The organism is Enterococcus sp. HMSC076E04 (assembly GCF_001814285.1).
Taxonomy (GTDB): domain Bacteria; phylum Bacillota; class Bacilli; order Lactobacillales; family Enterococcaceae; genus Enterococcus_B; species Enterococcus_B lactis.
Window position 1 is genome coordinate 1 of record NZ_KV815579.1, and the last position, 19,600, is coordinate 19,600.

Below are 19,600 nucleotides of genomic sequence, written 5' to 3' on the forward strand. Positions count from 1 at the left end.
GCCCAACCAAACGAAAAATATGAGGAGCTATTTTGGTTTGGCTGTTCTTATTGCTTGATGCAAGACAGCTTTTTTACAACCTCTTATTCATATTTCACTTCATACAAATAAAGTCCTTCAGGATGTGCTGTAGGTCCTGCTGCATTACGATCTTTTTTCGCAATAATCGCTGGGATACTATCTTCAGGCAATCGGCCATTACCAATTTTCAATAGCGTTCCTACTAAGATACGTATCATCTTATACAAGAAGCCATTTCCTCTAAAAGTAAACAACAGTTCGTCTTTTGTTTCATTGACCTCCATCTTAGCCTCATAGATCGTACGTACTTTATCCTCTATCGAGCTTCCTGATGCACAAAAAGAGGTGAAATCGTGGGTCCCCAATAAATCAGGTAGCGCCCGCTGGATTTTTCCCAAATCAAGTGGGTAAGGATAATAACTGGCATAATGACGTCGAAAGGGACTGCGTGGCTTGCCTATATCCACTCGAAATTGATAAGTTTTTTCTTTGACCAAATATCTTGCATGAAATTCTTCTGAAACGATTTCTACTTTTCTTACAGCGATATCCTCTGGTGACTGGGTATCTAACGCAAAACGCATTCGTTCTAATGGGCGTTCTTCTGGATAATCAAAATGGATCACTTGCCCGATTGCATGTACTCCGGCATCTGTCCTTCCCGAACCAAAGACCGTGATTTCTTTCCCGTTTGCCATTCTTTGTAATGTTTTTTCTACTTCTTCTTGAACAGTACGTCCATTTGGCTGTTTCTGGAACCCATTGAAATTTGTTCCGTCGTATGCAATGATTGCTTTGTAACGTACCATGGTTTTCTCTCCTTTGTTTCTAAAAAGTTGTCTAGAAATAGTGGTTTTTCCAGATAATGTTGTTTGTTCTTTTTTTCAAATAAAAGAAAGAGGCCTGTGACATTAGTCTGCCACAGACCCTAATGCTTCTTGTCATACACTGTTCGCATCCTTTCTTGCAAATAGATTAGCAAGAAAAGGATAGATAGCGGTCCATTGAACGTTTATCCTCTTAAAAAGATCAGCAGCACGGTTAATAATATAAAAGCAATGATAACCATCGTGTCTCTATTATGCCAATGCAAGACACGATATTTCGTTCTTCCTTCCCCGCCCTTGTAGCCCCTTGCTTCCATAGCGGTCGCAAGATCTTCCGCTCGGTTGAAACTGCTAACAAATAAAGGAATCAGCAAAGGAATGACTGCTTTCATTTTCTGAACTAGATTGCCTTCACCAAAGTCAACACCACGCGCGCGCTGAGCGTTCATGATCTTTTCTGTTTCATCCATCAATGTAGGCACAAAACGAAGCGCAATCGACAGCATCAAAGAAATTTCGTGGACTGGGAACCGTACGGCTTTCAATGGACGAAGCAAGTACTCAATCGCATCAGATAATTCCAAAGGCGGTGTAGTAAGCGTGAGTAGCGTCGACATAAAAATAATCAACACGAATCGGCAGAAAATAAAGAGACCGTTCATCACACCAAATTCAGTGATATGGAAAACACCCCAACTCCAATAAGTTTCTCCGCCACTAGTAAACAAGACTTGCAAAGCTACAGTAAAGAGGATCAGCCAAATCAATGGGCGAATACCTCGGATAAAAAATTTCAAGTCTACTTTTGATAAGAAGACAGAAAATAATGTGAAAACTGCCAATACAAGATATGTTTCCCAATTATTTGCTAAAAAAATGATACCAATAAAATAAAAACTGGCTAATAATTTGGCTCGGGGATCCAATCGATGGATCAAGGAATCTCCTGGCATATAACGACCAAATATCAATTTATTCATCATGGGCATTTCCTCCAGCAGAATGGATGATGGCGTTTGCTAATTCTTCAGCTGTCAAAGGTAAGGTAGTGAAGTCCATCCCTTTAGCCATTAATTCTTCTGCAAATTCTGTGGCAGTAGGTACACCTAACTGTTTTTCTTTTAGCCATTCGATGTTTTGAAAAACCTCTTGAGGCTGCCCGCTATTAACGATTCGCCCCTTCTCCAGTACATAGACATAGTCTGCAAAATTGGCTACATCATCCATTAAATGCGTCACTAAAACAATAGTAATCTGTTGTTCCTTATGAAGACGCCAAAACATCTCCATCATTTCTTTTCTTCCCTGAGGATCAAGTCCTGCCGTTGGTTCATCCAATACAAGTACTTCAGGCTTCATGGCAAGCACACCAGCGATTGCTACTCTACGCATTTGCCCTCCTGAAAGTTCAAATGGTGAACGTTCCAAATAGCTTTCATCCAGTCCAACTTGTTCTAATGTTTCTTTTGCTAGTATCAGCGCTTCTTCTTCACTGACACCAAAGTTTTTAGGACCGAAGGCAATATCTTTTGCCACCGTTTCTTCGAATAGCTGTGCTTCTGGAAACTGAAAGACGATGCCGACTTTTTTTCGGATAGGCTTTAGATTTTTATTATCCGTATCTGGCTGAATGTCGCGTTCTCCAATATGGACGGTACCGCTTGTTGGCTTAACAAGCGCATTCAAATGTTGGAGTAAAGTTGATTTCCCGCTTCCGGTATGCCCTACTAATGCAGTATAACTGTTTTCTTTGATCGTCATATTGATGTCAAATAAGGCTCGTTGTTCAAATGGTGTATTCGGCTGATAAGTGAAGTCTACTTGTTCAAAACGGATGTCCATAACCAATCCACCATCCTTTCTTCTGTCATATATTCACTTGGCACATCTACCCCACGTTCTTTCAGTGCACGTTTCAGTTTTTCAGGAAATGGTAGATCTAGACCTAAATCGATCAGTTCAGGCCCCGCAGAAAAGATTTCTTTTGGTGTACCTTCACGGACAAGTTCTCCTTGTCTCATCACTAGTATCCGATTAGCATTAGCTGCCTCATCAATATCATGAGTGATAGATATAACGGTCAATTGACTTTCTTCTTTGATCTTCTTGATCGTAGAAATCACTTCTTCACGGCCTTCTGGATCTAGCATACTTGTTGCTTCATCTAAAATAATGATATCAGGTCGTAAGGCAACCACGCCGGCAATAGCAACACGTTGTTTTTGTCCTCCTGATAAACGAGCAGGCTCGCGTGTAGCAAACTCAGCCATTCTAACTTTCTCAAGTGCATCTTTCACACGTATCAGCATTTCTTCTCTGGGAATCCCTTGATTTTCAAGACCAAACGCAACGTCATCTTCTACTGTCGAACCAACGAACTGATTGTCTGGATTTTGAAAAACCATTCCAACCATTTGCCGGATCGTCCAAATGTTTTCTTCATCCAATACTTGATTTCCGACTTTCACGACCCCTGATTCTGGCAGAAGTAGCCCATTGATTGTTTTGGCAAGTGTCGATTTTCCTGAACCGTTGTGTCCAATAATAGCGATCCACTCACCTTTATCAATTGTAAAGGAGACATCTTTCAATGCGGGGCGAAGATCATCTGGCTGGTATTTGTAATTTATTTTCTCTAATTCAATAATTGGCTCCATGATTACTCCTTCTTCATCCTAAAGTTCCTACTAACACTATCAAAAAAAGACAAAATTTTCAATTATTTCTCGCTTAAAATGTTTTTTTATGCCTTCAAGCAGAGCTGTCATGACAGTTAATTGAAGGTATAAAAAAACACTTTATGATGAGTGCTTACTCCCCAAGCGATATTCGCTTGAGGAGCAGCGCTGAGCTAGACTCGGAAAAATATCTTCCAACATCATAACACTCTAAAAGAATCATCTATAAAGTGATGTTATTAGTGTGATTTTAGACAAGTTCTAAGACAACCATTGGTGCACCATCACCGCGTCTTGGTTCTGTCTTCAAAATGCGTGTGTATCCGCCTTGACGTTCTGCGTAACGAGGTGCAATATCGTTGAATAGTTTTTGTAAAGCTGATTCAATGACGATGTCCTCATTTTCTTCACGCACGCTGGCAACTTCATTACGTACGAAAGCCGCAGCTTGACGACGTGCATGCAAATCTCCGCGTTTACCTAAAGTGATCATTTTTTCTGCAGTTGAGCGAACTTCTTTCGCACGAGCTTCAGTAGTCACAATACGTTCGTTGATTAATAAATCAGTTGTTAAATCACGCAACATCGCTTTACGTTGGCTAGATGTGCGTCCTAGTTTACGATAACTCACGTTGGTTTCCCTCCTTCGTAAAAGGTTTTAATCTTCTTTACGTAAACCTAAACCTAAGTCGTGCAATTTTGCTTTAACTTCTTCTAATGATTTACGTCCTAAGTTACGGACTTTGATCATTTCAGGCTCAGATTTATTTGTAAGTTCTTGTACAGTATTGATTCCTGCACGTTTCAAACAATTGTAAGAGCGAACAGACAAGTCTAACTCTTCGATCGTCATTTCCAACATTTTTTCTTTTTGTGTTTCTTCTTTTTCGACCATGATTTCAGCATTTTTTGCTTCATCAGTTAAGTTCACAAAAATATCCAAATGTTCAGTCATGATTTTCGCAGATAAACTCATTGCTTCCAACGGTTCGATTGAACCATCTGTCCAAATCTCCATCGTCAATTTATCAAAATCTTCACGGTGTCCAACACGTGTGTTCTCAACTTGATAGTTCACACGACGAACAGGTGTGTAGATTGAATCGACTGGAAGAACGCCAATTGGCATATCTTCTTTTTTATTTTCATCTGCTTGAACATAACCACGTCCAGGTTTCACTGTTAAGCGAGCATGGAACGTAGCTCCTTCAGAGACACTACAGATGTACATATCTTTGTTAAGAATTTCTACATCACTATCAACGATAATATCGCCAGCAGTTACTGTAGCAGGTCCGGTAATATCGATTTCAAGGGTTTTTTCTTCTTGGCCATACATTTTCAGCGCTAAGCCTTTAATGTTCAAGATGATTTGAGTGACGTCTTCTCTAACACCTTTAATGGTAGAGAATTCATGCAGTACACCATCGATTTGAATATTAGTGATGGCAGCACCTGGCAAAGAAGATAATAAAATACGACGTAGGGAATTCCCTAAAGTAGTCCCATACCCTCTTTCAAGAGGTTCAACGATGAACTTGCCATAATCTTTTTCTTCATCAATTTTTGCGATTCTTGGTTTTTCGAACTCAATCATTCTTATCTTTACCCCTTTCAAAACGAAAAGTGTCTTGTTCAATGACGTTACTGATAAAACTCAAAATGAGCGGCACTCATTAAACACGACGGCGTTTTGGAGGGCGGGCACCATTATGAGGAACTGGAGTCACGTCACGAATTGCAGTCACTTCTAAACCTGTAGCTTGTAATGAACGAATTGCTGCTTCACGTCCAGAACCAGGTCCTTTAACTGTTACTTCAACAGTCTTTAATCCGTGTTCCATTGCTGCTTTTGTAGCAGTTTCTGCTGCCATTTGAGCGGCAAAAGGAGTTGATTTTTTGCTTCCTTTGAAACCTAATGAACCAGCTGATGACCACGCTAATGCATTTCCGTGAGTATCAGTGATCATGATGATAGTGTTATTGAATGTAGAATGGATATGTGCAATACCTGCTTCTATATTCTTCTTCACACGGCGTTTACGATTCACTTTTTTTGCTGCCATGAAGTTTTAACCTCCTTCACTTAAGAATTATTTTTTCTTGCCAGCGATAGCGCGAGCTGGGCCTTTACGAGTACGTGCATTGTTTTTCGTGTTTTGTCCACGAACAGGCAATCCACGGCGATGACGGATTCCACGGTAAGAACCGATTTCCATCAAACGTTTGATGTTCAAGTTCACTTCACGACGAAGATCCCCTTCAACTTTTAATTTATCTACTTCTGCACGGATAGCATCTGTTTGTTCATTCGTTAATTCACGAACGCGAACATCTTCAGATACACCAGCATCAGCTAAGATCTTTTTAGCAGTAGTGTTACCAATACCATAGATATAAGTAAGTGAAACTACCACACGTTTATCACGAGGAATATCTACTCCTGCAATACGAGCCATATTTATAGCACCTCCAATTATCCTTGACGTTGTTTATGTTTTGGATTTGCTGGGCAAATCACCATAACGCGTCCTTTACGACGAATTACTTTACAATGTTCGCACATTGGTTTTACTGATGGTCTTACTTTCATGATAATACCTCCTGTAGTTTTACGGAGTACAATTATTTAAAGCGATAAGTAATACGGCCACGGTTAAGATCGTATGGAGACAATTCAACCGTTACTTTGTCACCAGGTAAGATACGGATGTAATGCATACGAATTTTACCTGAAACAGTAGCAAGAACTTGGTGTCCGTTTTCTAGTTCAACTTTAAACATTGCATTCGGCAAAGTTTCGACGACTGTACCTTCGACTTCAATCATATCTTCTTTTGCCACGCACAGTACCTCCTTGTACTTGTTTCGCATTTTCACACGATAAAATGGCGGAAACTGCAGTTCCCACCTCAAAATTCTCAAAATGGATCATCTAGAGGATTCTCTAGAAGTCGGACTGACATATTCTATCATAATTTATTGAACTTGACAAGAGTAACTGCATAATGCAAGTCGGCTACGGGCAATCGTGCTATTTTTCAATGATTTTTTGTACATCTGCAAATACAGCATCGATTTCACGAGCACCATCAATAGTGTTTAGCAAACCTTGTTCTTTATAATAAGCCAAGATTGGTTCACTATTTTTGATGTTGATAGCCAGACGATTTTTAACCGTCTCAGGTTTATCATCTTCTCTTTGATAGAATTCATGCCCACCGCAACGATCACATGTGTCTTCAACTTTTGTAGGGTTGAAAATTTTATGGTAAGTTGCTCCACAATTGCTGCAGATAAATCGGCCGGCTAGACGTTCGACCAAGATTTCTTCACCAACATGGATATCGATGACAGCATCAATTTTTTTATTCAAATCTTTTAGCATTGCGTCCAGAGCTTTTGCTTGATCTAGTGTACGTGGAAAGCCGTCTAATAAGAAGCCTTTCTCTGTATCTGGTTCAGCTAGTCGCTCTTTCACGATTCCATTTGTTACTTCATCAGGAACTAATGCACCTTTATCCATATAAGACTTTGCTTCCAGGCCAAGAGCTGTTTCGTTTTGCATCGCTGCGCGGAACATATCTCCTGTTGAGATGTGCGGAATACCATAAGCGTCAATGATTTTTTCAGCTTGTGTTCCTTTACCTGCGCCTGGCAGCCCCATTAAAATGAGGTTCATTGTTTTCCCTCCTAATAAATGTGTGAGAACGTGTGTTGAGGAAGAACCTCAACACGCTTTCTTACTCAATGAATCCAACATATTTACGTTTCAGCATTAAGCCTTCTAACTGTTTCGCAGTTTCTAAAGCTACACCGATAACGATCAGTAAGCTTGTACCGCCTAATCCGATTGATTGTGGAAGATCCCAAACCATTTGAGCAATGATTGGAAGTAATGCCACTAAACCAAGGAAGACTGCACCAACTGTACTTAAACGCATCAGTAATCTTGAGACATACTCTTCAGTCCCCTTACCAGGGCGTACGCTTGGTATATAACTTCCTTGCTTTTGCAAGTTTTCCGCTAATTTCTCAGGGTTTACTTGTACAAAGGCGTAGAAGAAAGTGAAGGCAACGATCAGAATCGTATAAATCGTAGCACCAGGTGCTGTATTATAGTTAAAGATCTCCATCATCACTTTATACCAGTTTTCAGAACCGAATCTACCACTCAATGCTTGTAAAACAGCATTTGGCGTAGCAATAAACGAACTAGCAAAGATAACTGGAATAACTCCAGCTGCATTTACTTTCAACGGCAGATAGCTGCTTGTAGGCGCGCCAGCGACACGTTTCGTATATTGGATCGGGATCTTGCGTTCAGCTTGTTGGAAAAATGTTACGAATGTCACGATCAATAAGACCGCTACTAATAAAATGGCCACAAAAATAGCAGATTTCCATATGTCTGAAGGATCGATATTTATAAAGTAATCTTCATAAATTTCTCTGATACTTTCAGGCAATCTAGAAATGATACCTGCAAAAATGATCATTGATACGCCATTTCCGATACCTTTTTCTGTGATCTGTTCTCCTAGCCAAGTAACAAACATCGTACCGGCTGTTAGAATCAAACCGATCGTTACGTAAGTTGCTACGTTAGGATTATTCACGAAACCTAATTGAGCGTATTGGTTGAATCCAGCAGTGATACCGACAGATTGGATAAATGCCAATACTAATGTCAGATATCGAGTGGCTTGATTCAATTTTTTACGACCCACTTCCCCTTGTTTCGACCATTCAACAAATCGAGGCACGATGTCCATTTGAAGAAGCTGAATGACGATAGAAGCAGTAATGTATGGTGAAACCCCCATTGAGAAAATGGAGAAGTTTTGCATCGCACTACCACTTACCAAGTTCAACATGTTGAAAAATGGCAAAGAAGAAAGGTTTTGCAATGAAGCAGCATTTACGCCTGGTACAGTGATATGTGCACCTAGGCGAAATACAAACAACACAAATACAGTAAATAGGATTTTCGATCTAATGTCTTTTACTTTAAAAGCATCTTTTAATAGTCTAAACATTAGATCACCTCGATTGATCCACCAGCCGCTTCAATTGCTTCTTGAGCTGCTTTAGAGAATTTTGCTGCTTTCACAGTTAATTTCTTGTTTAGTTCCCCGTTAGCTAATACTTTGATTCCAGCTTTTTCGTTTTTCACGATTCCAGCTTCAACTAAAGCAACAGGAGTTACTTCAGCTCCGTCTTCAAAGCGGTTCAATACATCAAGATTGATGACTGCATAGTCTTTACGGTTCACGTTTGTGAATCCTCGTTTTGGTAAACGACGGAACAATGGTGTTTGTCCCCCTTCAAATCCTAAACGCACACCACCGCCTGAACGGGCTTTTTGTCCTTTTTGTCCGCGTCCGGCAGTTTTTCCGTTACCAGATGAAGTACCACGACCAACACGGTTACGTACTTGGCGTGAACCTTCAGCAGGTTTTAATTCATGAAGTTTCATAGGTTTGGCACCTCCTTAATGTTCTAGTTCTGATTTTTTTTAATTAAACTTCTTCAACGTCCACTAGGTGAGAAACAGTATTGATCATGCCTTTAATTGCTTCATTAGAAGGCTTAACCACTGAACTGTTAATCTTTGTAAGACCTAACGCTTTAACTGTATCGCGTTGGTTTTGAGGACGTCCGATAATACTGCGTTTTAAAGTAACTTTTAATTCAGCCATTATTGTTGTCCTCCTTATCCGATTAATTCTTCAACTGATTTGCCGCGAAGTTCTGCAACTTCTTCTGCACGTTTCAATTGTTTCAAACCTTCAACTGTTGCGCGAACAACGTTGATTGGTGTATTTGAGCCTAAAGATTTAGAAGTGATATCTGCTACCCCAGCTAATTCTAATACGGCACGAACTGGTCCGCCAGCAGCAACCCCAGAACCTTCTACAGCAGGTTTCATTAGGATTCTACCACCACTAAAAGCACCGATTACTTCGTGTGGGATTGTTGAACCAACCATAGGTACTTCAACTAAGTTTTTCTTCGCATCTTCAATTGCTTTACGGATTGCTTCAGGAACTTCTTGAGCTTTACCTGTACCAAATCCTACGTGTCCGTTTTTGTCACCGACAACAACTAAAGCAGCAAAACGTAGACGACGTCCACCTTTAACAACTTTTGTTACACGGTTAATTGCAACAACGCGGTCTTCTAATTCCAAATGTTTTGGATCGATATAAACCATGAATGGTATTCCTCCTTCTTCTAAAATTCTAGTCCATTTTCGCGAGCAGCTTCAGCTAAAGCTTGCACACGGCCATGGTAAAGGTATCCACCACGGTCAAAGACTACTACTTTAATGCCTTTTTCAGCTGCACGTTCAGCAACTAGTTTACCGACAGCTTGTGCTGCTTCTGTTTTTGTTCCACCTGAAATTTCTTTATCCAAGGTAGAGGCACTTGCTAGCGTTACACCCGCTACGTCATCAATAATTTGAGCGTAGATGTTTTTGTTAGAACGAAAAACGTTCAAGCGTGGGCGCTCAGCAGTACCAGAGATATTGTTACGTACACGACGATGTCTCTTTTGACGTGTTTTGTTCTTATCTGGTTTTGTAATCACAATTGTCACCTCTTTATTTTTATTGTACTACTATTTCAAGCAGTAAATACGTTTCGAAAAATAGAAGCTGCGGCACAAGTAAAAATTTATTTTTTTGAAGGTAAACTTCAGCCAAATACCTTTTTCCTGCTGCTGGCTTCTATGCAATTTTTCTAAACGATTATTTACCAGTTTTACCTTCTTTACGGCGTACATATTCGCCAACATAACGAATACCTTTACCTTTATAAGGTTCTGGAGGACGAGTTCCGCGAATATTTGCAGCTAATTCGCCAACTTCTTCTTTGTTCGCACCTTTAACAATTACTTGTGTGTTAGCTGGTACTTCAACAGTTACTCCAGCTGGTGGTGTGATTTCTACTGGATGTGAGTAACCAACGTTCAATACAAGTTTTGATCCTTGTAATTGTGCACGGTACCCAACCCCGATTAGTTCTAACGCTTTTTGGAATCCTTCGCTGACACCTACAACCATGTTGTTGAAGTTCGCACGAGTTGTTCCATGAATTGTTTTCATTTCTTTACTGTCGTTTGGACGAGTGAAAGTCACTTCGTTTCCTTCGATATTCATTTTGATATCTGCTGAGAAAGTACGAGTCAATTCACCTTTTGGTCCTTTAACTGTAACGTTGTTTCCTTCTTGAGTAACTGTTACTCCTTCAGGGATCACAACGACTTTATTTCCGATACGGCTCACTTAAAGACACCTCCTTGTAGATTCTACTTGATTACCATACGTAAGCGATAACTTCGCCGCCGATATTTTTTTCACGAGCTTCTTTATCAGTGACAACACCTTCAGAAGTCGAAATGATTGCGATACCTAAACCGTTCAATACTTTTGGTACTTCGTCAGCTTTGACATAAGCACGCAAACCTGGTTTAGAGATACGTTTTAAGTTTGTGATAACACGTTCGCCGTTTTTACCAAATTTTAGGAAAACACGGATCACGCCTTGTTTGTCATCTTCGATGTATTCAACATCACGAACGAAACCTTCACGTTTCAAGATTTCAGCGATGTCACGTTTAATTTTTGATGCAGGTACTTCTAAAGACTCATGTTTAACCATGTTTGCGTTACGGATACGAGTTAGAAAATCTGCAATTGGATCTGTCATGACCATTGATCTTTTACCTCCTTCTTATGCGAATTTACTTTTTACCAGCTAGCTTTCTTCACGCCGGGAATTTGACCTTTATAGGCAAGTTCGCGGAAGCAAATACGGCAAAGATGGAACTTACGATAAACTGAATGTGGACGTCCGCAACGTTCGCAACGAGTATAAGCTTGTGTTGAAAATTTTGCAGGACGTTTGTTTTTAGCAATCATTGATTTTTTAGCCACGTAGTTCGCCTCCTTTAATTATTTTTGGAATGGCATGCCTAATTGTGTCAACAACTCACGAGATTCTTCATCAGAGTTTGCTGTTGTTACAATAACGATGTCCATACCACGTACTTTATCTACTAAATCATAATCTACTTCTGGGAAGATCAATTGTTCTTTAATACCTAAAGTATAGTTTCCACGACCGTCAAAGGCTTTTTTACTTACACCATGGAAGTCACGTACACGTGGTAGTGAAACTGAAACCAATTTGTCTAAGAATTCGTACATTCTTTCTCCGCGCAATGTAACTTTTGCACCAATTGGCATTCCTTCACGTAAACGGAATCCAGCGATTGATTTTTTAGCTTTTGTAATCATTGGTTTTTGACCAGTGATCAAAGTTAATTCTTCAACTGCTTTATCTAAGTTTTTAGCGTTTGATACCGCATCACCAACACCCATGTTGATGACGATTTTTTCAACTTTAGGTGTTTGCATAACAGAGCTATAGTTAAATTTTTCCATCAATGATGGAGTTACTTCTTTAAGATATTTTTCTTTTAGGCGGTTCATTCAGTAAGACCCTCCTTCCTTAAACTTTTATTTATCTAAAACTTCACCGGTTTTTTTAGAAACACGGACTTTTTTGCCGTCTACTTCTTTGTAGCCAACTCGGCCAGCTACACCAGTAGAGTCAACCACCATCACGTTAGAAACATGAATTGGCGCTTCCATCTCAACAATTCCACCTTGAGGAGCAGCTTGAGAAGGTTTTTGGTGTTTTTTAACGACATTTACACCTTCGACAATAACTTTATCTTTTTTCGGGAACGCTGCTAGTACAACGCCTTCTTTGTTTTTGTCTTTTCCAGTGATAACTTTAACTTTATCGCCTTTTTTAACAAACATAACTGTTTCGCACCTCCTTTGATAAGTGTCTCAAGATTATAAAACTTCTGGTGCTAGTGAAACGATCTTCATGAAGTTGTTTTCACGTAGTTCACGTGCAACTGGCCCAAAGATACGTGTTCCACGAGGGCTTTTATCATCACGAATAATCACTGCAGCATTTTCATCAAATTTAATATATGAACCGTCTGTACGACGAGCTCCTGATTTTGTTCGAACGATAACGGCTTTAACGACGTCACCTTTTTTGACAACCCCACCTGGCGTTGCTTGTTTAACCGTAGCAACGATCACATCACCGATGTTAGCAGTTTTACGACCAGATCCACCAAGGACTTTGATCGTCAAAATTTCACGTGCGCCTGAGTTATCAGCGACTTTTAAACGACTTTCTGCTTGGATCACGTTGTGTATCCTCCTTTCAGATTTTGCATTCAATCTATATAGGAAAATCTCGTGTTATTAGATAATAACTGCTTCTTCGACTACTTCCAACAAACGGAAACGTTTTGTAGCTGATAATGGACGAGTTTCCATAATTCTCACGATGTCGCCAACTTTTGCTGTGTTGTTTTCATCATGCACTTTGTATTTCTTAGAATAGTTCATGCGTTTGCCATAGATAGGGTGGTTTTTCTTTGTTTCGACAGCAACGGTAATTGTTTTATCCATTTTGTCTGAAACCACGCGACCTTGATAAACTTTGCGTTGATTTCTTCCTTCAGTCATACGCTTAATGGCCTCCTTCCATAATTACTTAGCTTGTTCACGCAACACAGTTTTGATGCGTGCAATCGATTTACGTACTTCTTTAATACGTGCAGTGTTTTCTAATTGACCTGTTGCTAATTGGAATCTAAGATTAAACAATTCTTCTTTTAATTGTTTTTCTTGATCAAGCATTTCGGCAGTGGTTAATTCTCTGATTTCTTTAACCTTCATTCGATTCACCACCCATTTCCTCACGTTTTACGATCTTAGTTTTCATTGGTAATTTGTGAGAAGCTAGACGTAACGCTTCACGAGCTACTTCTTCAGGAACGCCTGCGATTTCAAACATGATTTTACCACGTTTTACTGGTGCAACCCATCCTTCAGGTGCCCCTTTACCAGAACCCATACGTACCCCAATTGCTTTGGCAGTATAAGATTTGTGAGGGAAAATTTTAATCCATACTTTCCCACCACGTTTCATGTAACGAGTCATTGCGATACGAGCAGCTTCGATTTGGCGGTTTGTGATCCAATGTGAATCAACAGCTTGCAAACCGTATTCACCGAATGCTACTTCTTTTCCGCCTTTAGCTTCCCCGCGCATTTTTCCGCGGAATTCACGACGGTGTTTTACACGTTTAGGTACTAACATGATTATTTCCCTCCTTTCTCAGTGTTTTTTTTAGTTGGAAGAATTTCTCCACGATAGATCCACACTTTAACTCCTAGTTTTCCGTATGTTGTATCTGCTTCTTCCCATGCGTAATCAATGTCCGCACGTAAAGTATGAAGAGGAACAGTTCCCTCTGAGTATCCTTCTGAACGAGCGATATCTGCTCCGTTTAGACGACCAGATACTTGAGTTTTGATCCCTTGAGCGCCAGCACGCATTGAGCGTTGGATCGCTTGTTTTTGAGCGCGACGGAAAGCAACACGGTTTTCTAATTGACGTGCGATTCCTTCACCTACTAATTTTGCATCTAGATCTGGTTTTTTGATTTCCACGATGTTGATGTGGATTCTTTTACCAGTTAATTTGTTTAATTCTTTTCTTAGGCTTTCGACTTCAGAACCGCCTTTACCAATAACCATACCTGGTTTAGCTGTGTGAATTGAAATGTTTACGCGACCTGTTGCACGTTCGATTTCAACTGTTGATACAGCAGCATCAGCAAGTTTAGTTGAAATAAATTTACGGATTCTTAAATCTTCGTGTAAGAACTCAGCATACTCTTTTTCAGCATACCATTTAGCATCCCAGTCGCGGATGATGCCTACACGCATTCCAATTGGATGTACTTTTTGACCCACTGATTATCCCTCCTTATTTTTCTGATACGACTACCGTGATATGACTTGTACGTTTGTTGATTGGAGAAGCTGATCCTTTTGCACGAGGACGGAAACGTTTCATTGTAGGTCCTTCGTTAACAAAAGCTTCGGTTACTACCAAGTTTTCAACATCTAAGTCAAAGTTATTTTCTGCATTCGCAACTGCTGACATCAATACTTTTTCAATGATTCCAGCAGATTTGTTTGGTGTGAATTTCAAGATTGAAATTGCATCTGCGACACTTTTACCTCTGATAAGGTCAATTACTAAACGGGCTTTTCGAGGTGAAGTGCGAACTGTTTTTGCAGTTGCTTTAGCTGATGTGATTTGTTCTGCCATTTGGATTTATCCTCCCCTCAAATTAGCGTTTCGTTTTCTTATCGTCAGCAGCATGTCCACGATAAGTTCTTGTAGGTGCAAATTCACCTAATTTGTGTCCTACCATGTCTTCTTGGATGTAAACTGGTACATGTTTACGTCCATCATAAACTGCGATGGTATATCCAACAAAACTTGGGAAAACTGTTGAACGGCGTGACCAAGTTTTGATAACTTTTTTCTTTTCAACCCCTGCTTGAGCTTCAACTTTTTTCATTAAATGCTCATCGACAAAAGGTCCTTTCTTTAAACTACGACCCATGGTGAACCTCCTCTCAAAATGTGCGACACATGGTCAAAGTAATTATTTATTTTTGCGACGACGAACAATAAGTTTGTCTGATTTAGCTTTTTTGTTACGAGTTTTGTAACCAAGAGCTGGTTGACCCCAAGGAGAAACTGGTGCTTTACGTCCGATAGGAGCTTTACCTTCACCACCACCGTGTGGGTGATCATTAGGGTTCATTACGCTACCACGTACAGTTGGGCGTTTACGCATCCAACGAGAGCGTCCAGCTTTACCGATGTTGATTAATTCGTGTTGTTCGTTACCTACAGAACCGATTGTTGCGCGGCATGCAGCTAAGATCATACGAACTTCACCAGAGTTCAAGCGGATCAATACGTATTTGCCTTCTTTACCAAGTACTTGAGCACTTGTACCAGCAGAACGGATCAATTGTCCACCTTTACCAGGTTTCATTTCAATGTTGTGGATAACAGTACCAACTGGAATGTTTTCTAATGGAAGAGCATTTCCGACTTTGATATCTGCTTCTGGACCTGAAACAAGTTTCATACCCACTTCTAGTCCTTTAGGTGCTAAGATGTAAGCTTTCACTCCATCTTCATAGTGTACTAACGCGATGTTAGCTGAACGGTTTGGATCATATTCGATCGTTTGAACAGTTGCAACAACGTTGTCTTTGTTACGTTTGAAGTCGATCACGCGATATTGGCGTTTGTGTCCGCCACCTTGATGACGTACAGTGATGCGGCCGTTGTTGTTACGTCCAGCATGGTTTTTCAATGGTTGTAACAATGATTTTTCAGGTGTTGATGTTGTGATTTCAGCAAAATCAGAACCTGTCATGTTACGACGACCATTTGAGGTAGGTTTGTACTTTTTAATCGCCACGTTTTTCCCTCCTAATTTAATGAGTTATCTATTAGTGCTTATTCAGCAGCTTCGAATAATTGGATTTCTTTTGAATCTTCAGTCAATGTAACGATCGCTTTGCGACGTTTTTTTGTATATCCTGCATATTTGCCCATACGTTTGAATTTCGCACGTACGTTCACGATGTTCACGTTTTTGACTTTAACGTCAAAAGCAGCTTCTACCGCTTGTTTTACTAAAGTTTTGTTTGCGCGAGTGTCCACTTCAAAAGTGTATTTCTTGTCATCCATGGCAAGCATTGATTTTTCAGTGATCACTGGGCGTTTGATTACGTCTAGTAAGTTCATTATGCAAGCACCTCCTCAATTTGAGTAAGAGCAGTTTGTGTTGCTAACACTTTTGTATTTGATACAACGTCTAGCACACTCACATTATCAGAAGTTACTACAGAAACGTTTGGTAAGTTACGTGCTGATAAAGCAGCAAAGTCGTTACCTTTTTCTAGAACAACCAATACTTTAGAGTCGATAGATAAGTTAGCAAGAACTTGTTTGAATTCTTTTGTTTTTGGTGCGTCGAAGTTCAAGCCTTCGATTGCTACCAAGTTGTTTTCAGCAACTTTTTCTGACAATACAGATTTCATTGCTAAACGACGAACTTTTTTAGGAAGTTTGTAGCTGTAAGAACGTGGTGTTGGTCCAAAGACTACGCCACCTCCACGCCATTGTGGTGAGCGGATAGATCCTTGACGTGCACGACCTGTTCCTTTTTGACGCCATGGTTTACGTCCACCGCCACGAACAGCGCTACGGTTTTTAACCGCGTGTGTTCCTTGTCTTAATGACGCACGTTGCATTACGATTGCATCGTAAACAACACTTTCATTAGGTTCAATTCCGAAGATTTCTTCGTTAAGTGTGATTTCACCGTTTTGGCTTCCATCTTGTTTGAATAATGCTACATTCGGCATTCCTTAGTTCCTCCTTTCTTCCTACAATTATTTAGCTTTCACAGCTGATTTGATAGTGATTAAAGATTTTTTCGCTCCAGGAACATTACCTTTGATCAAGATAACATTTCTTTCTGCATCTACACGTACAACTTCCAAGTTTTGGATAGTTACGCGGTTGCCACCCATACGGCCAGCAAGACGTTTGTTTTTGAATACACGGTTAGGTGCAACTGGACCCATTGACCCAGGACGACGATGGTAACGAGAACCGTGAGCCATTGGTCCGCGGCTTTGTCCGTGGCGTTTGATAACCCCTTGGAATCCTTTACCTTTCGTAGTACCTGTTACATCAATAATGTCTCCTGCTTGGAAAACATCTACTGTAATTTCTTTTCCTACTTCATATTCTCCTAGCTCAACATTTTTGAATTCACGAATGAAGCGCTTAGGAGCCGTGTTTGCTTTTGCAACATGACCTTTCGCAGGTTTGTTTGATAAAACTTCACGCATATCTTGGTAACCAACTTGAATAGCTTCGTAGCCATCCGTTTCCATTGTTTTCACTTGTAGTACTACGTTTGGCGTAGCTTCTACAACAGTAACTGGAATTAATTCACCAGATTCAGTGAAGATTTGTGTCATTCCCACTTTTTTCCCTAAGATTCCTTTGGTCATGAGTACACCTCCATTATTTTTGTTTTAGTTTTATAATTTGATTTCGATGTTTACACCAGATGGTAAGTCTAGCTTCATCAAAGCATCAACAGTTTTTGGTGTTGGGTTCACAATGTCGATAAGACGTTTGTGTGTACGCATTTCGAATTGTTCGCGTGAATCTTTGTATTTATGAGTCGCACGAATGATTGTGTAAAGACTGCGTTCAGTTGGTAATGGAATTGGACCAGACACGCTAGCTCCAGTTCTTTTTGCAGTTTCCACGATTTTATCCGCTGATTGATCTAAAATACGGTGTTCATACGCTTTTAAACGGATACGAATTTTTTGTTTTGCCATCTTGTTCCCTCCTTCGCCTATTTTGAAAAGTAGACATAGCTCCACGAAAATTTCCGTCACGCTCGTTCGTGGCAAAGCGTCCGGGCGTGTCGCAACCTCTCGTTTCTTAGCCGACGAAATCATTCTGATTACGTCTGTGCAATTCACTAAAGTAAACGCACCTTTGTCATTATAATATATATAAACTCACAACGCAAGGCTTTTTCTTGTAAAAAACATTTTGTTTTCATAAAGTTTCATTTAGAAAACACTAACCCTTTTATTTCGCGTTCCTTCTATTATAATGCCCTGTCTTTTCTTTCCTGATCCTGCAATAAATAAAAAAGCTCGGAACAAAGATCCTGAGATCTTCATTCCGAGCGATTACGTCCGAATAAATGTTGCTTAGTTTTGCTTAATTCAATTAAGCTTTGATTTCTGTAACGACACCGGCACCAACTGTACGTCCGCCTTCACGGATTGAGAATTTAGTACCGTTTTCGATAGCGATTGGGTGGATTAATTCAACTTCCATTGTTACGTTGTCGCCAGGCATAACCATTTCAGTTCCTTCTGGTAATTCAACAACACCTGTTACGTCAGTTGTACGGAAGTAGAATTGTGGACGGTAGTTAGTGAAGAATGGAGTATGACGTCCACCTTCTTCTTTTGTCAACACATATACTTCTGCAGAGAATTTTGTATGAGGTGTGATTGTACCTGGTTTAGCTAAAACTTGTCCTCGTTGGATGTCTTCACGTGCAACACCACGTAGTAAAGCACCAATGTTGTCTCCAGCTTCAGCGTAGTCTAACAATTTACGGAACATTTCAACACCAGTAACTGTTGTTTTTGAAGTTTCTTCAGCAATACCAACAACTTCAACTTCGTCACCAACGCGAACTTGTCCACGTTCAACACGACCTGTAGCAACAGTACCACGTCCAGTGATTGAGAACACGTCTTCAACTGGCATCATGAATGGTTTGTCGTTGTCACGTTCTGGAGTTGGGATGTATTCGTCAACTGCAGCCATCAATTCAAGAATTTTTTCTTCGTATGAAGCGTCGCCTTCTAAAGCTTTCAAAGCTGATCCAGCAACTACAGGAACATCGTCACCAGGGAATTCGTATTCTGTTAATAGGTCACGAACTTCCATTTCAACTAATTCTAGTAATTCTTCGTCATCAACCATGTCTACTTTGTTCAAGAATACAACGATGTAAGGAACACCAACTTGACGAGACAATAGGATGTGTTCACGAGTTTGAGGCATTGGGCCATCAGCAGCAGAAACTACCAAGATAGCTCCGTCCATTTGAGCAGCACCAGTGATCATGTTTTTAACGTAGTCCGCGTGTCCTGGGCAGTCAACGTGAGCGTAGTGGCGTGTATCTGTTTCATACTCAACGTGAGCTGTTGAGATTGTGATTCCGCGTTCGCGTTCTTCTGGAGCACCATCGATTTGATCGTAAGCCATAGCTTGGCCGCCGTTTTTCTTAGATAGTACAGTTGTGATTGCAGCTGTTAATGTAGTTTTACCATGGTCAACGTGTCCGATAGTACCAATGTTAACGTGTGGTTTAGAACGGTCAAATTTTTCTTTTGCCATTTTAAAATGTCCTCCTAAAAATACAATATATTTTTTATTTGTCTGATAGGTATATGATGTACACAAGGTACACCACATGCCCATATCATCGATAATTATTTTACACGAAACTATATTAAAAATATAGTCTCTTTGG

The 19,600-nt window shown here is 40.2% G+C and carries 34 protein-coding genes; all 34 read right to left on the minus strand.

Annotation, left to right across the window (positions count from 1 at the left end):
• Window positions 1-83: 83 nt before the first annotated feature.
• Window positions 84-830 (minus strand): tRNA pseudouridine(38-40) synthase TruA, encoded by a 747-nt coding sequence (truA, locus tag HMPREF2961_RS03605; RefSeq protein WP_002315506.1) that lies wholly within the window; start codon window positions 828-830, stop codon window positions 84-86.
• Window positions 831-1,033: 203 nt separating this feature from the next.
• A complete protein-coding gene (locus tag HMPREF2961_RS03610; RefSeq protein WP_002315505.1) occupies window positions 1,034-1,831 on the minus strand; it encodes an energy-coupling factor transporter transmembrane component T family protein in 798 nt (265 codons plus the stop codon).
• A complete protein-coding gene (locus HMPREF2961_RS03615) occupies window positions 1,821-2,690 on the minus strand; it encodes an energy-coupling factor ABC transporter ATP-binding protein (RefSeq protein WP_002315504.1) in 870 nt (289 codons plus the stop codon). The genes HMPREF2961_RS03610 and HMPREF2961_RS03615 overlap by 11 nt, the downstream gene beginning before the upstream one ends.
• A complete protein-coding gene (locus HMPREF2961_RS03620) occupies window positions 2,666-3,505 on the minus strand; it encodes an energy-coupling factor ABC transporter ATP-binding protein (protein WP_002290456.1) in 840 nt (279 codons plus the stop codon). The genes HMPREF2961_RS03615 and HMPREF2961_RS03620 overlap by 25 nt, the downstream gene beginning before the upstream one ends.
• A 271-nt stretch (window positions 3,506-3,776) precedes the next feature.
• Window positions 3,777-4,157: a 50S ribosomal protein L17 gene (rplQ, locus tag HMPREF2961_RS03625; RefSeq protein WP_002288716.1), complete on the minus strand. Its 381-nt coding sequence runs from the start codon at window positions 4,155-4,157 to the stop codon at window positions 3,777-3,779.
• Between the two features lie 27 nt (window positions 4,158-4,184).
• Window positions 4,185-5,123 carry a DNA-directed RNA polymerase subunit alpha gene (locus HMPREF2961_RS03630; protein WP_002288715.1) on the minus strand — a complete coding sequence of 313 codons (939 nt, stop codon included), beginning with the start codon at window positions 5,121-5,123 and terminating at the stop codon, window positions 4,185-4,187.
• 79 nt (window positions 5,124-5,202) lie between these two features.
• Complete coding sequence (gene rpsK / locus HMPREF2961_RS03635; RefSeq protein WP_002288714.1) at window positions 5,203-5,592, minus strand: 30S ribosomal protein S11; 390 nt, start codon at window positions 5,590-5,592, stop codon at window positions 5,203-5,205.
• Window positions 5,593-5,619: 27 nt separating this feature from the next.
• Window positions 5,620-5,985 (minus strand): 30S ribosomal protein S13, encoded by a 366-nt coding sequence (gene rpsM, locus HMPREF2961_RS03640; protein WP_002288713.1) that lies wholly within the window; start codon window positions 5,983-5,985, stop codon window positions 5,620-5,622.
• Window positions 5,986-6,002: 17 nt separating this feature from the next.
• Complete coding sequence (gene rpmJ / locus HMPREF2961_RS03645; protein ID WP_002288710.1) at window positions 6,003-6,119, minus strand: 50S ribosomal protein L36; 117 nt, start codon at window positions 6,117-6,119, stop codon at window positions 6,003-6,005.
• Between the two features lie 32 nt (window positions 6,120-6,151).
• The gene (gene infA / locus HMPREF2961_RS03650; protein ID WP_002288695.1) at window positions 6,152-6,370 is read right to left on the minus strand and encodes a translation initiation factor IF-1; all 219 of its coding nucleotides are present in this window, start codon (window positions 6,368-6,370) and stop codon (window positions 6,152-6,154) included.
• Window positions 6,371-6,560: 190 nt separating this feature from the next.
• Window positions 6,561-7,208 carry an adenylate kinase gene (locus HMPREF2961_RS03655; protein WP_002288690.1) on the minus strand — a complete coding sequence of 216 codons (648 nt, stop codon included), beginning with the start codon at window positions 7,206-7,208 and terminating at the stop codon, window positions 6,561-6,563.
• A 61-nt stretch (window positions 7,209-7,269) separates the two neighbouring features.
• Entirely contained in the window at window positions 7,270-8,565 is a 1,296-nt protein-coding gene (gene secY, locus HMPREF2961_RS03660) for a preprotein translocase subunit SecY (protein ID WP_002288688.1), read from the minus strand.
• Window positions 8,565-9,005, minus strand: coding sequence for a 50S ribosomal protein L15 (gene rplO, locus HMPREF2961_RS03665; protein WP_002288687.1), 441 nt, complete (start codon window positions 9,003-9,005; stop codon window positions 8,565-8,567). The genes secY and rplO overlap by 1 nt, the downstream gene beginning before the upstream one ends.
• A 43-nt stretch (window positions 9,006-9,048) precedes the next feature.
• Window positions 9,049-9,228, minus strand: a complete 180-nt coding sequence (gene rpmD / locus HMPREF2961_RS03670; RefSeq protein WP_002290455.1) for a 50S ribosomal protein L30 — start codon at window positions 9,226-9,228, stop codon at window positions 9,049-9,051.
• A gap of 14 nt (window positions 9,229-9,242) precedes the next feature.
• Entirely contained in the window at window positions 9,243-9,743 is a 501-nt protein-coding gene (gene rpsE / locus HMPREF2961_RS03675) for a 30S ribosomal protein S5 (RefSeq protein ID WP_002288681.1), read from the minus strand.
• A 20-nt stretch (window positions 9,744-9,763) separates the two neighbouring features.
• Complete coding sequence (gene rplR, locus HMPREF2961_RS03680) at window positions 9,764-10,120, minus strand: 50S ribosomal protein L18 (RefSeq protein WP_002288679.1); 357 nt, start codon at window positions 10,118-10,120, stop codon at window positions 9,764-9,766.
• A gap of 160 nt (window positions 10,121-10,280) precedes the next feature.
• Window positions 10,281-10,817 carry a 50S ribosomal protein L6 gene (gene rplF / locus HMPREF2961_RS03685; RefSeq protein ID WP_002309839.1) on the minus strand — a complete coding sequence of 179 codons (537 nt, stop codon included), beginning with the start codon at window positions 10,815-10,817 and terminating at the stop codon, window positions 10,281-10,283.
• Window positions 10,818-10,848: 31 nt separating this feature from the next.
• On the minus strand, window positions 10,849-11,247 hold the full coding sequence (gene rpsH, locus HMPREF2961_RS03690; protein ID WP_002288675.1) for a 30S ribosomal protein S8: 399 nt from the start codon (window positions 11,245-11,247) through the stop codon (window positions 10,849-10,851).
• Between the two features lie 35 nt (window positions 11,248-11,282).
• A complete protein-coding gene (locus tag HMPREF2961_RS03695) occupies window positions 11,283-11,468 on the minus strand; it encodes a type Z 30S ribosomal protein S14 (RefSeq protein WP_002288673.1) in 186 nt (61 codons plus the stop codon).
• Window positions 11,469-11,486: 18 nt separating this feature from the next.
• Window positions 11,487-12,026, minus strand: a complete 540-nt coding sequence (rplE, locus tag HMPREF2961_RS03700) for a 50S ribosomal protein L5 (RefSeq protein WP_002288671.1) — start codon at window positions 12,024-12,026, stop codon at window positions 11,487-11,489.
• A 27-nt stretch (window positions 12,027-12,053) separates the two neighbouring features.
• Window positions 12,054-12,362 (minus strand): 50S ribosomal protein L24, encoded by a 309-nt coding sequence (gene rplX, locus HMPREF2961_RS03705; protein WP_002288670.1) that lies wholly within the window; start codon window positions 12,360-12,362, stop codon window positions 12,054-12,056.
• 36 nt (window positions 12,363-12,398) lie between these two features.
• Window positions 12,399-12,767 (minus strand): 50S ribosomal protein L14, encoded by a 369-nt coding sequence (rplN, locus tag HMPREF2961_RS03710; protein WP_002288669.1) that lies wholly within the window; start codon window positions 12,765-12,767, stop codon window positions 12,399-12,401.
• A 57-nt stretch (window positions 12,768-12,824) separates the two neighbouring features.
• The gene (rpsQ, locus tag HMPREF2961_RS03715; protein WP_002288668.1) at window positions 12,825-13,091 is read right to left on the minus strand and encodes a 30S ribosomal protein S17; all 267 of its coding nucleotides are present in this window, start codon (window positions 13,089-13,091) and stop codon (window positions 12,825-12,827) included.
• Between the two features lie 24 nt (window positions 13,092-13,115).
• Window positions 13,116-13,304: a 50S ribosomal protein L29 gene (gene rpmC, locus HMPREF2961_RS03720; protein ID WP_002288664.1), complete on the minus strand. Its 189-nt coding sequence runs from the start codon at window positions 13,302-13,304 to the stop codon at window positions 13,116-13,118.
• Window positions 13,294-13,728 carry a 50S ribosomal protein L16 gene (rplP, locus tag HMPREF2961_RS03725; protein ID WP_002288661.1) on the minus strand — a complete coding sequence of 145 codons (435 nt, stop codon included), beginning with the start codon at window positions 13,726-13,728 and terminating at the stop codon, window positions 13,294-13,296. Before rplP ends, rpmC begins: the two co-directional genes overlap by 11 nt.
• Window positions 13,729-13,730: 2 nt before the next feature.
• Window positions 13,731-14,387 carry a 30S ribosomal protein S3 gene (gene rpsC / locus HMPREF2961_RS03730; protein ID WP_002288659.1) on the minus strand — a complete coding sequence of 219 codons (657 nt, stop codon included), beginning with the start codon at window positions 14,385-14,387 and terminating at the stop codon, window positions 13,731-13,733.
• A gap of 13 nt (window positions 14,388-14,400) precedes the next feature.
• Window positions 14,401-14,748: a 50S ribosomal protein L22 gene (gene rplV / locus HMPREF2961_RS03735; protein ID WP_002290452.1), complete on the minus strand. Its 348-nt coding sequence runs from the start codon at window positions 14,746-14,748 to the stop codon at window positions 14,401-14,403.
• A gap of 22 nt (window positions 14,749-14,770) precedes the next feature.
• Entirely contained in the window at window positions 14,771-15,049 is a 279-nt protein-coding gene (rpsS, locus tag HMPREF2961_RS03740; RefSeq protein ID WP_002288655.1) for a 30S ribosomal protein S19, read from the minus strand.
• A 42-nt stretch (window positions 15,050-15,091) separates the two neighbouring features.
• Entirely contained in the window at window positions 15,092-15,925 is an 834-nt protein-coding gene (gene rplB, locus HMPREF2961_RS03745) for a 50S ribosomal protein L2 (RefSeq protein WP_002290451.1), read from the minus strand.
• A gap of 38 nt (window positions 15,926-15,963) precedes the next feature.
• Window positions 15,964-16,254: a 50S ribosomal protein L23 gene (rplW, locus tag HMPREF2961_RS03750; protein ID WP_002290449.1), complete on the minus strand. Its 291-nt coding sequence runs from the start codon at window positions 16,252-16,254 to the stop codon at window positions 15,964-15,966.
• A complete protein-coding gene (rplD, locus tag HMPREF2961_RS03755; RefSeq protein ID WP_002290446.1) occupies window positions 16,254-16,877 on the minus strand; it encodes a 50S ribosomal protein L4 in 624 nt (207 codons plus the stop codon). The genes rplW and rplD overlap by 1 nt, the downstream gene beginning before the upstream one ends.
• A gap of 27 nt (window positions 16,878-16,904) precedes the next feature.
• The gene (gene rplC, locus HMPREF2961_RS03760) at window positions 16,905-17,534 is read right to left on the minus strand and encodes a 50S ribosomal protein L3 (RefSeq protein ID WP_002290445.1); all 630 of its coding nucleotides are present in this window, start codon (window positions 17,532-17,534) and stop codon (window positions 16,905-16,907) included.
• A 30-nt stretch (window positions 17,535-17,564) separates the two neighbouring features.
• The gene (gene rpsJ, locus HMPREF2961_RS03765) at window positions 17,565-17,873 is read right to left on the minus strand and encodes a 30S ribosomal protein S10 (RefSeq protein ID WP_002290443.1); all 309 of its coding nucleotides are present in this window, start codon (window positions 17,871-17,873) and stop codon (window positions 17,565-17,567) included.
• 403 nt (window positions 17,874-18,276) lie between these two features.
• Window positions 18,277-19,464: an elongation factor Tu gene (gene tuf, locus HMPREF2961_RS03770; RefSeq protein WP_002290442.1), complete on the minus strand. Its 1,188-nt coding sequence runs from the start codon at window positions 19,462-19,464 to the stop codon at window positions 18,277-18,279.
• Window positions 19,465-19,600 lie beyond the last annotated feature (136 nt).